The organism is Metabacillus idriensis, from assembly GCF_050483325.1.
Classification (GTDB): domain Bacteria; phylum Bacillota; class Bacilli; order Bacillales; family Bacillaceae; genus Bacillus_P; species Bacillus_P idriensis_A.
The window spans coordinates 50,118-63,703 of record NZ_JBCMYF010000030.1; the positions used below are offsets into that span (position 1 = coordinate 50,118).

The window sequence follows — 13,586 nt, forward strand, 5'->3', positions numbered from 1 at the left end:
TTTATTATTCATTTGCTGTAATGAGCATGCATGTGTTGCTATTTTTTTTAAGGTGGAATTCCCCCCAATTGCAAAGAGAATCTAGTATGGAATTTAATGAGCTACCGTAGTCAGTTAAAGAATATTCTACTTTCGGTGGTACTTGGTTATATATTTTTCTTTGGATAACACCATCTTCTTCAAGTTCACGTAATTGCTGCGTTAACATTTTTTGTGTAATGCCAGGCATTAAACGTTTTAATTCACTTGTTCTCTTTGTGTCATTTTTTAAATGACAAAGGATAACAACTTTCCATTTCCCACCGATAACATCTAAAGTTGCCTCCACAGGAATACTGTATTTTTTCATATAAAATCTCCTTAAATAATTTTAGTCTTAAGCAAAATAAGCCGATAAATTCAATTATAACTTTTTAGTATCTATATCACTTTAAAGTGCGTACTTTTTATTATATTGGTTATGTTTCATAATAACATACGTAAGAGGAAATTAGTAATATGATACCTAGAAGTGTCTATATTACTTTTTAGTACCTATAACACTTTTAAGTACGTACTTTTTATTATGTTAAATACACACTATAATAGCGTGTATAAAAGGCTATTGAGAAATACAGTAGCAAAAAAGTATCTATGTTATTTTGTGAATAACTGAAGTGTATGCTTTTTTGACTGTTTGAGAATACTTCATAGCATTTTTTAAAAAAATTTTTGGGAGGATAACAAATGAGAAATATTTTAGCAAAAGGCAAACTTGGTTTTGGTACAGCACCACTAGGCAATATGTACCGTGATATCCCAGAGGCAGAAGCAATTGCGACAGTGGATGCTGCTTGGGAACATGGCGTTCGTTACTTTGATACAGCTCCGTTTTATGGAGCAGGCTTAGCAGAGATTCGTCTTGGAAAAGCACTATCGAACAGAAATCGTAATGAGTATGTTTTAAGTACAAAAGTAGGTCGAGTAATTTCTGACGAACTGGAAAATCCAGCTGCACGTGATTTAGGTGAAAAAGGCGGACTTTTCGAATTTGGTCGCAAGAATAAAATCGTTCCTGACTATAGCGAAGATGGAACACTTCGCTCTATCGAACAGAGTTTAAACCGTCTACAAACAGATCATCTGGACTTTGTTTACATTCACGATATAGCGCAAGACTTCTATGGTGATGAGTGGCTTGCCCAGTTTGAAACTGCTAGAACAGGAGCATTCCGTACGCTTACACGTTTGCGTGAAGAAGGCGTAATTAAGGGTTGGGGACTTGGAGTCAACCGAGTAGAACCAATTGAACTTATGCTTGATTTAGAAGATACAAAACCAGATATTTCCTTGCTAGCTGGTCGTTATTCATTATTAGACCATGATCGTGCATTACAACGAGTAATGCCTGCATCTATAAAACACAATATGGGTATTGTAGTTGGGGGACCATATAGTTCAGGTATTCTTGCAGGAGGTACTCACTTCGAATATCAAAAAGCATCACCTGAAATTATTGACAAAGTGAGTAAAATCAAAAATATTACAGATCGTCATGGAATCAGTATCAAGGCTGCTGCTTTACAGTTTTCACTGGCTAATCCAGCGGTTGCAGCTGTTATTCCTGGAGCTAGTAAACCTGAGCGAATTACAGAAGATAAAGCTGCATTGAATACAGTGATTCCAGCAGCATTCTGGGAAGAAATGCGCGAACAAAAATTAGTAGCACCTAATGCACCACTACCAATCAACGTTAAATAAAAAGGAGAATATTAAACATGGCAAATACAGTTACATCTATTGAAATTTTTGCTTCACCTGAACAAGTATGGAAACTAATTGGAGGTTTTGATTCACTTCCAGATTGGTTACCCTATATCCCTAGCAGTAAAGTAACTGAAGGTGGACGTGTACGGCATTTGGCTAACCCTGATGGCAACGCAATTGTAGAACGTTTAGAAGCATTTAATGACAAAGAACGCTACTACACTTATTCAATTATGAAAGCACCATTTCCGATTACTGATTATTTATCAACAATCCGTGTTAAAAAAGGTACTGACAGTAAAACATCAGTAGTCGAGTGGTCTGGTAGTTTCACTCCTGTAGAAGTTAGTGATGAAGAGGCAATTAATCTGTTCCATGGAATCTACAAGGATGGTCTAGAGGCATTGCGACAAGCGTTTCTAGATTAATTAATTGTCATCGAATTATTAAATAATGAATTTGAGGATAAAAAAGACTGCGGTGTAACGACTGCAGTCTTTTTTTATGATTATGAGTGGCTGCATAAATAACAAAAGGTTTATACAGTCTGCTTATTCAAAAAGGTTTCTAAGGCTGCGGCCAGTCGATCCGCACCTTGCGGACTTAACACAACAGCTCCATTTCCAAAGCCCATATTCCGACTGAAGACATCTCCGGTCATGATGCTGGCATTGTGGATTTCAATTTTTTTAAAGAATAATCTTATCGTCTTCTATAATAATTTTCATTGGGGTTTTGGGTGAAATATTGTGGGCTTTGCGGATTTCCATGGGAATCACTGAACCGCATATATACCTTTTGTTTCTTCCGTTTTTTTATCATACGCCACTCTTTTCTTTCCGAATTCAAACATACGCTGGAAATCTTTTAAGTAATAGAAGCAATTGACGTTTCATATGGCCTCAGCTCAGCAAGACCTTTAACCTTACCGCGATTATTTAGAATTTCGGTCGGAAGGTGCCCGGTTTCAGTGAATGAAATTTTTGACCGGCCTGAGGGTCCTAAGCTTATGTATCCTTGCAGGCGGAATGCTGCTTTAAAAACGGGGGAAGACTGTAATCGAATTTCAGTTACAGGTGTATTTCACTTAAAGAATGATTGAAATCGAATATACGTTCGTGTATAGTTAGCTTAGATAGAACTCCATATAAAGAAGGTTGAAGCGATGGCTGAAGCACTTAAAAATATTTATAATGAAGCTTTTATTGAAAGATTGATTTCTGCAATAGAACAGGAATACCCTTTATTTGATTCCGAACAGTTCCGGACCCTTTTTTTTGAAGACGGCTGGGAGGATTTAGCGTTAAAGCAGCGGATGAGAAAGATTACAGAGAGTTTTAAAAATACCCTGCCAGATAACTATGAGGAGGCTCTCCGGATTTTATATAAAATTGCACCGCAGTTTAATGGCCTTGGAGGCATCATTTTCCCGGATTACGTTGAACAATATGGTTTGCAGGATTGGGAAAAATCGATGCATGCGTTAGCGTACTTCACAGAATTTTCTACATCAGAATTTGCAGTCCGCCCTTTTTTACTAAAGAATCCCAAACATATGCTTGAACAAATGCTGACATGGTCCACTCATTCAAATGAGCATGTAAGAAGACTTGCAAGCGAAGGGAGCAGACCAAGACTTCCTTGGGGAACTTCGGTTCCATCAATAAAGGAAGATCCGCAGCAAACATTGCCGATTTTAGAAAACCTGAAAAATGATGAGTCGTTATATGTCCGCAAAAGTGTTGCCAATCATTTAAATGATATTTCCTATACCCACTCTGACATTGTATTAAAAATTGCCAAAGAATGGAGCGGAAAGGATATGAATACGGATTGGATCATCAAACATGCCTGCCGCTCATTACTGAAAAAAGGAAACAGAGAAGCCCTAGCCTTATTTGGATATGCCGATGACATATCGATAACAATCGACCGGCTGACTCTTCATCCTGATGCAATCCAGATTGGAGAAAGCATTCATATGACATTTGACCTTTCATCAGAAAGCACGATTCCTGTGCGAGTTGAATACGCGATAGATTATGTAAAATCCAGAGGACAGCGTAACAGAAAGGTTTTTATGCTGAAAACAGCCATCATGAAACAGGGAGAAAACCACACCATCTCAAAAACTCATCATTTTAAGGACTTAACAACAAGAAAGCATTATGAAGGAATACATACGCTGTCGATTATTGTGAATGGTGTGGTAAAAGCGGAGAAAGATTTTATGGTTAGATAATACCTGCCTGCAAAAACAAGAACGGTTTCTGGCAATAAATGAAGTAAATTAATTAGTAACTTTTTTGAGAATATAAGAGCCAGCCTTTGATTTGATAAAGGCTGGCTTATTGTAACGGGTTCTTCTTCAAAAAACAATGAAAAGACCAAATGTATAATTCATTTGGCCCTTCCCATATAAATATCATATTGTTATTTCATTTTCATACTTTTTAATTTTTTGTTGTATCTTAAAGAGATTCTTTTCCATATCACGAATTTGCTGTTGTACGTTTTTTTCTTGTTCCTTCATCATATCCATACGCTGGGGAATAGTATGAACACCTTCCATTGACCATTCAACAAATTCTTTGATTTTTTTTATAGGCATCCCAGTATTCTTTAAACATAAGATCATTTCTAAAAACAAAAGAGAATCATGATCAAATAAACGGTCACCTTTTTCGGTCCTTTTAATAAATGGTAATAAACCTTGCTTGTCATAATAATGTAATTGAGAAATGGTCAAATCATTCATTTTTGCGACTTGTCCGATGGTATATTCCAACTTCTTTTTACCAAGGAATAACGCCGTTTTCGTTTAGAATTTTACCATTATAGGTTTTATTACTCAAAGCATATTGAACAATGATTTGAGCACCTTCAACGGTTGTTTTGCCTCCTGGCGCATTATTATTTAAATCGGTTGAAGTAAAGCCCGGTGTAACACCTATGATTTCTGGTCCTTCAGAACCAAATTCTTTTCCAAAGGCTAATGTCAGAGAATTTACCGCAGTTTTTGATGAATTATAACCTAGTATATTAATCGGATGAGTTTCACCTTTATCAAACATTGTTTGTGAAGCCATATCCGTAGTTAAGTTTACAATTTTTCCACCTTGAGCTTTTTTAACTAATGGTAAGAAGGCTTGAATCATTTGGAAAGTTCCAAAGAAATTAACTTCAAATGAACCTTGTAGTGTTTCTAATGTTACTTCACTAGGTAAAACGTTGAAATCTAGTGCTATTCCAGCGTTATTAATTAATAAATCTAAGTGATTGGTAACTTCTTGGATTTTCTTTAGAGAGTTTTGAATGGATTCCGAATCAGATATATCAACTTGTATTAGTGTTACATTTGAAAATCCTAACGAATTAACTGCATTTTGTCCAAGCTCCTCATTGCGAGCCCCTAGAAAAACATGATATTTTTTCTCGGCTAATTGACGAACAACCTCATATCCAATCCCTTTATTTGCACCCGTTACAAACGCATATTTGGTCACTTCGAATTCCTCCAGTTTATTTTTAATTGGTGGTACATTAGCAAGGATACAACCTCAACCTAGGTTGAGGTCAAGGGGGTATTTCTGATCTAATTTTTTCCAATAGCACTGCACTCCAGTGTATAATGTATCCACTTATCCTTTTGATATTCTATTTTTACGAAAAAGGAAAAAAATAAATAAGATGGGGATGTAAACATAAACAAAATAAAAGCCAATATCGGATGTAATAGATCCTAATACATCTACTTTTAATCGATCATTAATAAATAATGAGCAAATATAAATAATGGCTAAAAAGAAAAATAATGATTTTCTAGGTGTTATTTTAAAAATTTTTTTTGAAATCCTCGTACAACACCAAAGTGGAATACAAACTGCTGGAAGGATAACTAAGAGCCAAGCAAAAATAAAAATAAATTCAGCTCTTTCAATAAAAGGTAATTCCACAATTTTCGTCATAACCAGGGTGGGCCATAAGGTATGTCTAAGTTGACCCTGACTAAAATATAGAAACGTAACTAATGTCACCAGAGCATACAACAAGGTAGTATAACCTAATGCGGCATGAGCCCATTTTGAAGTTTTAGAGGAATCCTTTATTAAAGGGAAATATACTAATAACGCTTCAAATCCAATAAATATAATGGAAGAGGATTTAGATGATTTCAATAAATCTACAACAGAATGGTTGAAAACAGGTATGATGTTTCGTATTTCTGCGTATTGTAAAGGAAAAAATATCATCAATAATAGAATAGAGGGAATGATAACACCAAAAAAACTTATTCCTGTAATTGTTCTAAAACCGCCGGAAATAATATAGGCTATCATTATTGCTAAACCAATATTAAGTTCCCATGTTTTAAGCATTGGAAAAACCCAAACTTGGATTACATCTATATATGTACGGAAGACAACAAGTGCTAAAAGGAAAAAATATCCAATCGTTAAAATTGAAAGGATATTTCCTAGAAATTTTCCGAAATTTATTACGTGTATGTCTGTAAGATCTTTACTAGGGTTTCTAACCATTCTAAGAATCATCCATAAAATTAAATGTAAACTCAAGCCAGCCATTATGACAGAAATCCACGCATCATAACCAGCATTTTGAATAATGTTTTTTTGAAAACCTAGGAGTCCAACACCAGTTTGGGATGAATGAATTAAATAGAAAATCAGATAGGTGGAAACCATATATTGTTCTTTTACAGCATTTAGCACTACCTACCTACTCCTGTCTGAAGAAATTTGACGTTAGTCCTAATATCAAAGTCTATACTGGGATATTCTTCATCATAGAAATTACTCTCGGTCCAATCTCTTTGTTCGCTTTTGACAAGGAGGCCTATTCCTAAGGGATCTACCTTTTTATCTTTAAATGCTTGTAATAACTTTTCGATCTTTGTAGAAATCTCATATTCAATTTTTTTGGCAAATAACGCTGCATCATTTTTATTTGCCAAGTCATTGGATTTAGGATAATCCTTAAGTAAAATAAATAAATCTAGATCATATGAAATTTTTATCTTATCTTGATGCCTAATAAATGTTGATTTACGGTTACCATACTGAACTTTGAAAAAAATCTTTTCATTTTCATCTGTAACAAACTCATATGTCCCACTTATTTGTTTATCTTTCATAATTTTAAAAAGAAATGATTCTTGATCCTCTAGCTGCATTGTTAGTTTGTCACCTTTATAAATTCCTAATCCATCCATCAGGATTTGTTGTTTTTCATTTGTTTTTATGCGTGGTAAAAATACATCTTGTCCTTCTCCATAATATTGATTGACCACTAAATGAATATTTGTTTTAGGAGTATTTCCTGATTCCATGTTTTGTTCTATCACATCTGAAAAATAAAATGGAGGGTATTTCATCGTTATGTCTAACACTTCACTTGCCTCTTGATTTGAATAAGCTACTTTTGCGTTGTTACCGATAATAGGATCCCGAACGAGTGTACCAATTAAGTCAGAAAGATTTTTTTGTGAAAATTCTTCTCCCATTAATAAAACTCTTGTTTTACCAATCTCGATAGGGGATGATGATTGTTTCGTGAAAGTGGTGAAAATTCCATGAGAAGTTATAGCATTAGCAGTTAATAACTCTATAGGTGCTTCCTTTGGTATATTATAATAAACAGAATATGCTGCACTTCCTCTTATTTCATCATCTTCTAAGTCATATCCTAAATATTGAATAAGTTTCAAATCCTCAACAGCATTTACTCTCGTACATCCACCGCAAACTATTAACAAGAAACCAATGCCAGTTAGGAAAAATAATCTCAAGATGCCTCATCCTTTTAAGAATTATTTTATTCGTTATTATAGTCATCCTCCACATCTTTATGCTTACTTACGGTATAGCGTTTTAATTTCAATGGTCTTAAAAAAGTATATCTATTTTTCGTAATGCTTAAAGATGATCGAATAAAACTGTCATTCATATCTTTATGCCTAAAAGGATAGAGAGGCGCTAAGTATGGACAACCCAAAGACTTTAACCGAATCAAATGACATAAAATTAAAGTGGCACCTAAAGTTATGCCGTATCCACCCCAAAGAGCCCCCAATAGAATTAAAGGGAAGCGTAGCATCCTTATGGTGTTTGACATTTTAAAAATTGGTGTGGTAAAAGAAGCAAGTGCAGAAAGAGATACGATAATTAACAAAATATTACTTGTTAGAGCAGCTTCTACAGCGGCTTGACCAATGACAATCCCTCCAACAATCCCTAATGTTTGACCTACTTTGGTTGGAAGTCTTGCACCTGCTTCTCTTAATAATTCAATAGTAATTTCTAGAAACAATGCTTCCAACAATGGTGGAAATGGGACATTTTGTCTCGATTCTATTAGTGGACTTAACAAATCATTGGGGATGATTGCATAATGGTGGGTCAAAACTGCTACATAAAATGGTGTTGCGATAATGGAAAACATAATCCCTATAATTCTAACGATACGCAAAAATGTACCTATAGACCAAGAGGAATAGTAATCTTCAGGTGAAACAAGAAATTGAAAAATATTGGTTGGTCCAGCTATTACATATGGCGAACCATCACTAATTACTATAATTTGACCAAGTAACAGCAAATATGTTGTTCTATCAACTCTTTCAGTTGACATAAATAAAGGAAACGGTGTATTTGAATTATCCGAGATAACCTGATCCAGAAACGAACTATCGAATATCACATCCATATCTAGATCATGTATGCGTTGTCTCATTGTTTCGACATATTGTGGATTAGCCACCCCAGAAATATATGCAATCATCACTTTAGTTTTTGAGATTGATCCTACTGTTAATTCTTCAAAAACTAAATCAGTTGAACTAATTTGTTTTCTTAATAAACTTACATTTGTATCTATGTTCTCTACAAAACCGACTTTCGGTCCAATTACACTGTATTCATTTTCTGCATCGTTAAATTCTCTATAGCCCTTTGTTTCATTTGAAACATTTACCAATATTCCATTTTTAGGATCAGTTGATATTCGAATAAAAACATAACCTTTAATGAGTTTATTTTTTAAATCGGAGCCATTAGAAGAAAACTCTTGATTTTCAATAGGTATAACATCCATTAAATCTTTAATTCCGCCTAAATCAATTGTTGCAGATTGTATATAAGGAAGTACGTGCATCTTCATCTTATTATCATCAACGAGGCTCTTATAGTAGGTGAAAAAAATTGTTATATCGTTGTCGCTTTTAGTAGAAAAATTATAGAAATCATGAGACTTGGATGCATCTCTAATAATTTTATTAATTGAATTACTTTTATGTTTAAATAAATTCAACAAGTTTTTTCACCCTTTTATTTGAAATATGCATTGTCTTAGTTTACACAATGTCATCGGATTTATTTATTGTCTTCGGATATGGAATAGAAGAGTATATAAAAGGGGATTTATAAGGGAGTTTTTAATATAACTTTTAAGTATTCTAAAGTAGAATCAAACTCGGAGGGTAATGCAATGGAGAGTTATTATTTCTTTGTGAATTTTTACAGAACAGCAAGCTGAACTATCCATTCTTAAGAAGGATGGGGATATATTAACTTCACTAATCGTTCCAACCGAGGAAACAAAAACAATAAAGCACAATATTAAATTAATTGAAACCGCCATAATTGAGCGGGCTCATGATAATCGTATTTATCACAATGATGTAAAAGCAATAGGTTTTGTATCAAGAGAAGATTTTCACAAACAGGTGCAGAACAAGTTAAAAATGAATTGTTAAAAGTATAATTATTGGCATGGTTATGGGAATATGTGAAAGAGCATCAGAACGAAGTCCGAGCACACTCGAATTTCAATGCTAGCAATTCAATCAGCTCAATCTTCAATTATCGGCCGCAATTATTTAATATTGCGTCCATTTTGTCTTGAAAAATGATTGTAAAATCTGAGGATATTTGAAATAATTGGTATTTAGATTAAGGGCAGTATAGTGAAAAAAGGAATTGTGAAGTAAAACATCGATTAGTTGGAATAGAAAGGGATCGTGATAAATAAAGGTGGGTTCTTGGTTAATTGAAATTGATGTTATAAAGACAAAAGAATTTTATCAAAAATATCATTTAATCACTGAAGATTGTGGCTGTGATTATTGTTTTAATTACGTACTAGCTTGTGATTCCTTCCCAAAAGATATTATGAACACCTTTAATTTATTCGGTATTGACCCACGTAAAGAAGGTGAGGTCTATGAATGTATTAATAACGAAGATGGAACACATCTATATGGAGGCTTTTATCACATTGTTGGCAGGATAATTGATGGTCCAGAATTATGGAAACCATCTGAGGAGACTGAAGAGTTCTTAACTCTATGTCGTAATGATATGGAGATAGGGTTCAATAAAGATTTAGCATTAGTCCCAAGTACATTTCCTAGACCAGTAATTCAGTTTGAATTTCAAATGAATGTTCCGTGGTTGTTAAGTTAACGGAGCTTATCTGCAAAAATAAAGTAAAAATTTTATAGGAGTGGTTTAAAGATTAATGTTAAATAAATTCAGGTCTTATTTTCTGATTTTTCCGCTATCTTGGATACTTGGTTCGTTGATATGGAATACCTTTAACAATTCTCCGGAGAAAATAATTGATTCTCTTGTGATTTTAGGAATATATTATTTTCTTGTGAGTGTCCTTACATATCCTGATTTGCGAAAACATCTAAAAAATCCATAAGTATTCATTTGATTATATTCATTAAATTTGTTTGTTTTTTGAGTGATTCTACTGCTTGTATTTTCTCTTTGGAATTGTTGGAAATGATATTTACTAGTTCTATAGGCATTTCTTTTAAGCGAGAAATAATTCTTGCAGTATCATTTTCGCGTTCTGTGATATCTGTTGCGATTTTAAGAACAGCATCTACTTTCTCTTTTTCATTCAATATAGGAATATAGGTAGCTTCCAGCCAAAGTGTATTTCCTGCTTTTCCAACCCTTTGAATCTTTTCTTGAAACTTTTTTCCCTTTTCGAGATTACTCCATAATTCTTCATATTCTTTGCTGTTTGTAAGCTCTAGCGTACAAAATTGTTTATGTTTCATATTCTTCATTTCACTAACGGTATATCCCAAAGTCTTTGCAAAATTTCCATTTACCCAAATTACTTTTCTATTTAAATTAAATTCTATCATAGCTAAATGTGACTCTAGTGCAGCTAAAACAGATGTATCGTCTAATATTTGAGTGCTAATATTCATTGTTGAAGTATTGATTCATTGTTGAAGTATTGAACATGATGAAATCCCCTTTTTATAACTATATTTATCATCTAATTTCAACAGGTATATATACCTGTTAAATAGTTTGTTTAAACATTTACAATAAAACCTTAGAAAATGATTGAATTAGAAGGGAAGCAGTCTCACAAATTAATCAGAAAGTATTTTGACCTTTCTAATGATAGATTATTAAATGATTGTTTTAATAAAAGAGGCAGCCTTTTGGCTACCTCATTTAAAATCAGATTTCTATCCTGCTGAGTCAGCATTAGAGAATGTTTACCTTCTATGGAGACACTTTAAAAGCTTTAATTGCAATATTTCTTTATATGATATTTCTACTCAAATATTTCTGCTTCCATCAACGGTAATGTAATGGTATGGCCGGCAGTTGATTCATAGGTATGGCTGCCTAGTATCGTCCCGTAGACGGTAATTACGTCTTCTTCAATATAAGTGGTCGTTCCCTGATACGTTACATACACAACATCATTAAAGTCATAGCCGTAGGAGTCTTTAGTGACAGCAAGGCGGATGTCGGCCTGTGTTCCGTCTTCGATGATCTGAAGGATTTCTCCCTGGAATTTTACAAACTCTCCTGTAAAAGCTTCCGGATTCTTTTTAAGCTCTCCGTAACGAACCTCAGATGCACTGTCTTTCTTAGCTTTTAGCTCTTGAGCTTCCTTTTCCTTCTCAATGCGATCCCGTTCTGCTGTCAATTTCTTTACCTCATCTGGTGTAAATCTCTCTTTAACAATAACGCTGTCCGCATCATCAAGACTAACATTATGATAGTCGTCGTATTCGCTCAGAGATGTATTCCAGTAAAGATTTTGGATGTTTTTTTCTTCATTTATCCCACCGCCAACCTGAATGTCCATAGAAAAAGTATAAGTTGTATTTTCCTGTGGAACGTCATCATATTGAAGAGGAACTTCCGTCACAATGAATTTTCCATCTTTTACTTTTGTTTCATGGTCCAGTAGAAGTGTTACCCCATCTCCTGCAGCATTTTGTTTTTCAGACTGAAGGTGCAGCCTAGCAAGCGTCCCTTCCGGAAGGTTTGTGGTAATGACTGCAGAAACTGTGTTAGCTGCCTTGTTGAATGAGGCTTTATCCACTTTCGCCTTTAACTCAATAGACTCAGTTTCTTCTGTTGTTTCATCTGCAACCGTCTCTGTATCGGTAAACATAACGGATGTAATAAAAAGAATAAACGACAAAAACATTAGACCAACAAACATAAAAGCTTTCTTGAATCTTTTTTTAATCAGAAAAACGATTGCTGTTACAAAAAGAACTACGGCTCCCAATATAAACAGCAACGCTAGTAAATCTGCCATTCCATCTTTCCTCCTAGTTATAAATCTTTACAAAACAACTAATTTTACCATTACATAAAAAGATTAGAAATAGAGAAAAATAAAAAATATGAATCTTTTCTTTGTGCCTTTGTCCTCACACTGATCATTAAGGTTCTCCTTCTTTTGAAATACTCTTTATTAACCTAAAGTTCCTCAAAGTGTATCCATATCCAATACGAAAATATTCATTTGAGATCTAATCAACACTATTTATTACAAATGCTGGTTTAAAAAGATATCCAATAAATAATAGGAAGACTAGCGATGCTCCTAAGAATAATCACTTCTTTTATTATTCTTAGTGAAGTTATCAGGTTATTATCTGTATGTATATAGAGTCAGGATGATTTATTAGCCTATGTGGTAAATTAAGTCTATTCCCAGAATGTTTTTTATATTAAAGTATAGGTAAAATGCATTAATCAGGGAGAAAAATAATGAAAATCATAGTTTTTATAGTTTTTATTCTAATACTAACATTCCTTATACCTGTTTTAGCAAGTGGATTAAAAGAAGAAGCAAAAGAGTTAAGAAATAGTTTAGCTATTAAACTGCTCAAAAAAATATTGTTCTTAACTGTAATTATAGGAGGAGGTTTTTATCTAGTCATTATTCTGTCTGAGTCATCCAGCGACAGTGATTACCAATCAAATCAAATATCGAAATGCACCGAGCAAGCTGATTTTTATTGGGACTCTTCATTAGGCATGTGTGTTCCAGATTCAGAAAAACCTCTGCCAGCAGATAATTATGGATCTACTAATAATTCAGAGTCTGAGAAACCCGTTTTAAGAGCAAAAAGCCATGTCGAAGCAGAACACAACAAAAGGTTATCTAAAGAAGAATACGACAAGAAGTTAGCTGAACAAATTGCTGCAGATGAGGCTGCTGCACAAAGGGAAGCCCAAGAAAGAGCAGAATATTATGCAGATGAAGAAAAAAGAAATGCTTGTTATTCAATGGGATATAATTGGGATGGAGCAGAAGGGGATAAGCCAGGTCATTGCTATGAAGATGGGATTGGAAGTTATTATAGATCTGTAGAATTAGAAAAAAATGAATATGGAAGCTGGGTTGAAGTAGAAGAAATGGAAAATAAGACAGGAGACTATTGAGAGATAAATCCGTTATTCGACTTACGGATGACGATCGTATCATAAAGTCAATCAGACTTTTCTGGTTGACCTATTTTTTTGGGGGGCTAA

15 protein-coding genes are annotated in these 13,586 nt (G+C 34.0%); 5 read left to right on the top strand and 10 right to left on the bottom strand.

Features of this window, described 5'->3' with window-relative positions; all coding sequences use genetic code 11:
* Nucleotides 1-4: 4 nt before the first annotated feature.
* Complete coding sequence (locus ABEQ24_RS16640) at nucleotides 5-349, bottom strand: winged helix-turn-helix transcriptional regulator (RefSeq protein ID WP_430007838.1); 345 nt, start codon at nucleotides 347-349, stop codon at nucleotides 5-7.
* 377 nt (nucleotides 350-726) lie between these two features.
* On the opposite strand from ABEQ24_RS16640, the gene ABEQ24_RS16645 reads away from it, so the two are divergent.
* Nucleotides 727-1,740 (top strand): aldo/keto reductase, encoded by a 1,014-nt coding sequence (locus ABEQ24_RS16645; RefSeq protein ID WP_430007839.1) that lies wholly within the window; start codon nucleotides 727-729, stop codon nucleotides 1,738-1,740.
* A 17-nt stretch (nucleotides 1,741-1,757) separates the two neighbouring features.
* Entirely contained in the window at nucleotides 1,758-2,174 is a 417-nt protein-coding gene (locus tag ABEQ24_RS16650; protein ID WP_430007840.1) for an SRPBCC family protein, read from the top strand.
* Nucleotides 2,175-2,284: 110 nt separating this feature from the next.
* Here ABEQ24_RS16650 and ABEQ24_RS16655 read toward each other — a convergent pair whose 3' ends face one another.
* Nucleotides 2,285-2,407 (bottom strand): hypothetical protein, encoded by a 123-nt coding sequence (locus ABEQ24_RS16655; RefSeq protein WP_430007841.1) that lies wholly within the window; start codon nucleotides 2,405-2,407, stop codon nucleotides 2,285-2,287.
* Between the two features lie 28 nt (nucleotides 2,408-2,435).
* Complete coding sequence (locus ABEQ24_RS16660) at nucleotides 2,436-2,516, bottom strand: hypothetical protein (protein WP_430007958.1); 81 nt, start codon at nucleotides 2,514-2,516, stop codon at nucleotides 2,436-2,438.
* 395 nt (nucleotides 2,517-2,911) lie between these two features.
* Here ABEQ24_RS16660 and ABEQ24_RS16665 point away from each other — a divergent pair, with 395 nt between their 5' ends.
* Nucleotides 2,912-3,988, top strand: coding sequence for a DNA alkylation repair protein (locus ABEQ24_RS16665; protein ID WP_430007842.1), 1,077 nt, complete (start codon nucleotides 2,912-2,914; stop codon nucleotides 3,986-3,988).
* Between the two features lie 183 nt (nucleotides 3,989-4,171).
* On the opposite strand, the gene ABEQ24_RS16670 is transcribed toward ABEQ24_RS16665, so the two are convergent.
* The 5 genes from ABEQ24_RS16670 to ABEQ24_RS16690 form a co-directional block, all read right to left on the bottom strand.
* The gene (locus ABEQ24_RS16670) at nucleotides 4,172-4,534 is read right to left on the bottom strand and encodes a MerR family transcriptional regulator (protein WP_430007843.1); all 363 of its coding nucleotides are present in this window, start codon (nucleotides 4,532-4,534) and stop codon (nucleotides 4,172-4,174) included.
* Between the two features lie 7 nt (nucleotides 4,535-4,541).
* Nucleotides 4,542-5,252 carry an SDR family NAD(P)-dependent oxidoreductase gene (locus ABEQ24_RS16675; protein WP_430007844.1) on the bottom strand — a complete coding sequence of 237 codons (711 nt, stop codon included), beginning with the start codon at nucleotides 5,250-5,252 and terminating at the stop codon, nucleotides 4,542-4,544.
* Nucleotides 5,253-5,387: 135 nt separating this feature from the next.
* A complete protein-coding gene (locus ABEQ24_RS16680; RefSeq protein WP_430007845.1) occupies nucleotides 5,388-6,479 on the bottom strand; it encodes a GerAB/ArcD/ProY family transporter in 1,092 nt (363 codons plus the stop codon).
* Nucleotides 6,479-7,555 carry a Ger(x)C family spore germination protein gene (locus ABEQ24_RS16685; protein WP_430007846.1) on the bottom strand — a complete coding sequence of 359 codons (1,077 nt, stop codon included), beginning with the start codon at nucleotides 7,553-7,555 and terminating at the stop codon, nucleotides 6,479-6,481. The genes ABEQ24_RS16680 and ABEQ24_RS16685 overlap by 1 nt, the downstream gene beginning before the upstream one ends.
* Nucleotides 7,556-7,581: 26 nt before the next feature.
* Nucleotides 7,582-9,078 carry a spore germination protein gene (locus ABEQ24_RS16690; RefSeq protein ID WP_430007847.1) on the bottom strand — a complete coding sequence of 499 codons (1,497 nt, stop codon included), beginning with the start codon at nucleotides 9,076-9,078 and terminating at the stop codon, nucleotides 7,582-7,584.
* A gap of 719 nt (nucleotides 9,079-9,797) precedes the next feature.
* Between ABEQ24_RS16690 and ABEQ24_RS16695 the strand changes: the two genes are divergently transcribed.
* A complete protein-coding gene (locus ABEQ24_RS16695; RefSeq protein WP_430007848.1) occupies nucleotides 9,798-10,229 on the top strand; it encodes a hypothetical protein in 432 nt (143 codons plus the stop codon).
* 248 nt (nucleotides 10,230-10,477) lie between these two features.
* On the opposite strand, the gene ABEQ24_RS16700 is transcribed toward ABEQ24_RS16695, so the two are convergent.
* Nucleotides 10,478-10,996, bottom strand: coding sequence for a PAS domain S-box protein (locus tag ABEQ24_RS16700; RefSeq protein ID WP_430007849.1), 519 nt, complete (start codon nucleotides 10,994-10,996; stop codon nucleotides 10,478-10,480).
* Nucleotides 10,997-11,355: 359 nt separating this feature from the next.
* Nucleotides 11,356-12,360, bottom strand: a complete 1,005-nt coding sequence (locus ABEQ24_RS16705; protein ID WP_430007850.1) for a hypothetical protein — start codon at nucleotides 12,358-12,360, stop codon at nucleotides 11,356-11,358.
* Nucleotides 12,361-12,818: 458 nt separating this feature from the next.
* On the opposite strand from ABEQ24_RS16705, the gene ABEQ24_RS16710 reads away from it, so the two are divergent.
* Nucleotides 12,819-13,496: a hypothetical protein gene (locus ABEQ24_RS16710; protein WP_430007851.1), complete on the top strand. Its 678-nt coding sequence runs from the start codon at nucleotides 12,819-12,821 to the stop codon at nucleotides 13,494-13,496.
* Nucleotides 13,497-13,586: the final 90 nt, after the last annotated feature.

Excerpts from the sequence above, each read along its gene's own strand:
- ABEQ24_RS16655 (WP_430007841.1), bottom strand. The coding sequence starts at position 2,407 with ATGACCGGAGATGTCTTCAGTCGGAATATGGGCTTTGGAAATGGAGCT.
- ABEQ24_RS16710 (WP_430007851.1), top strand. The coding sequence starts at position 12,819 with ATGAAAATCATAGTTTTTATAGTTTTTATTCTAATACTAACATTCCTT.
- ABEQ24_RS16645 (WP_430007839.1), top strand. The coding sequence starts at position 727 with ATGAGAAATATTTTAGCAAAAGGCAAACTTGGTTTTGGTACAGCACCA.
- ABEQ24_RS16665 (WP_430007842.1), top strand. The coding sequence starts at position 2,912 with ATGGCTGAAGCACTTAAAAATATTTATAATGAAGCTTTTATTGAAAGA.
- ABEQ24_RS16705 (WP_430007850.1), bottom strand. The coding sequence starts at position 12,360 with ATGGCAGATTTACTAGCGTTGCTGTTTATATTGGGAGCCGTAGTTCTT.
- ABEQ24_RS16640 (WP_430007838.1), bottom strand. The coding sequence starts at position 349 with ATGAAAAAATACAGTATTCCTGTGGAGGCAACTTTAGATGTTATCGGT.
- ABEQ24_RS16700 (WP_430007849.1), bottom strand. The coding sequence starts at position 10,996 with ATGAATATTAGCACTCAAATATTAGACGATACATCTGTTTTAGCTGCA.
- ABEQ24_RS16650 (WP_430007840.1), top strand. The coding sequence starts at position 1,758 with ATGGCAAATACAGTTACATCTATTGAAATTTTTGCTTCACCTGAACAA.
- ABEQ24_RS16660 (WP_430007958.1), bottom strand. The coding sequence starts at position 2,516 with ATGGAAATCCGCAAAGCCCACAATATTTCACCCAAAACCCCAATGAAA.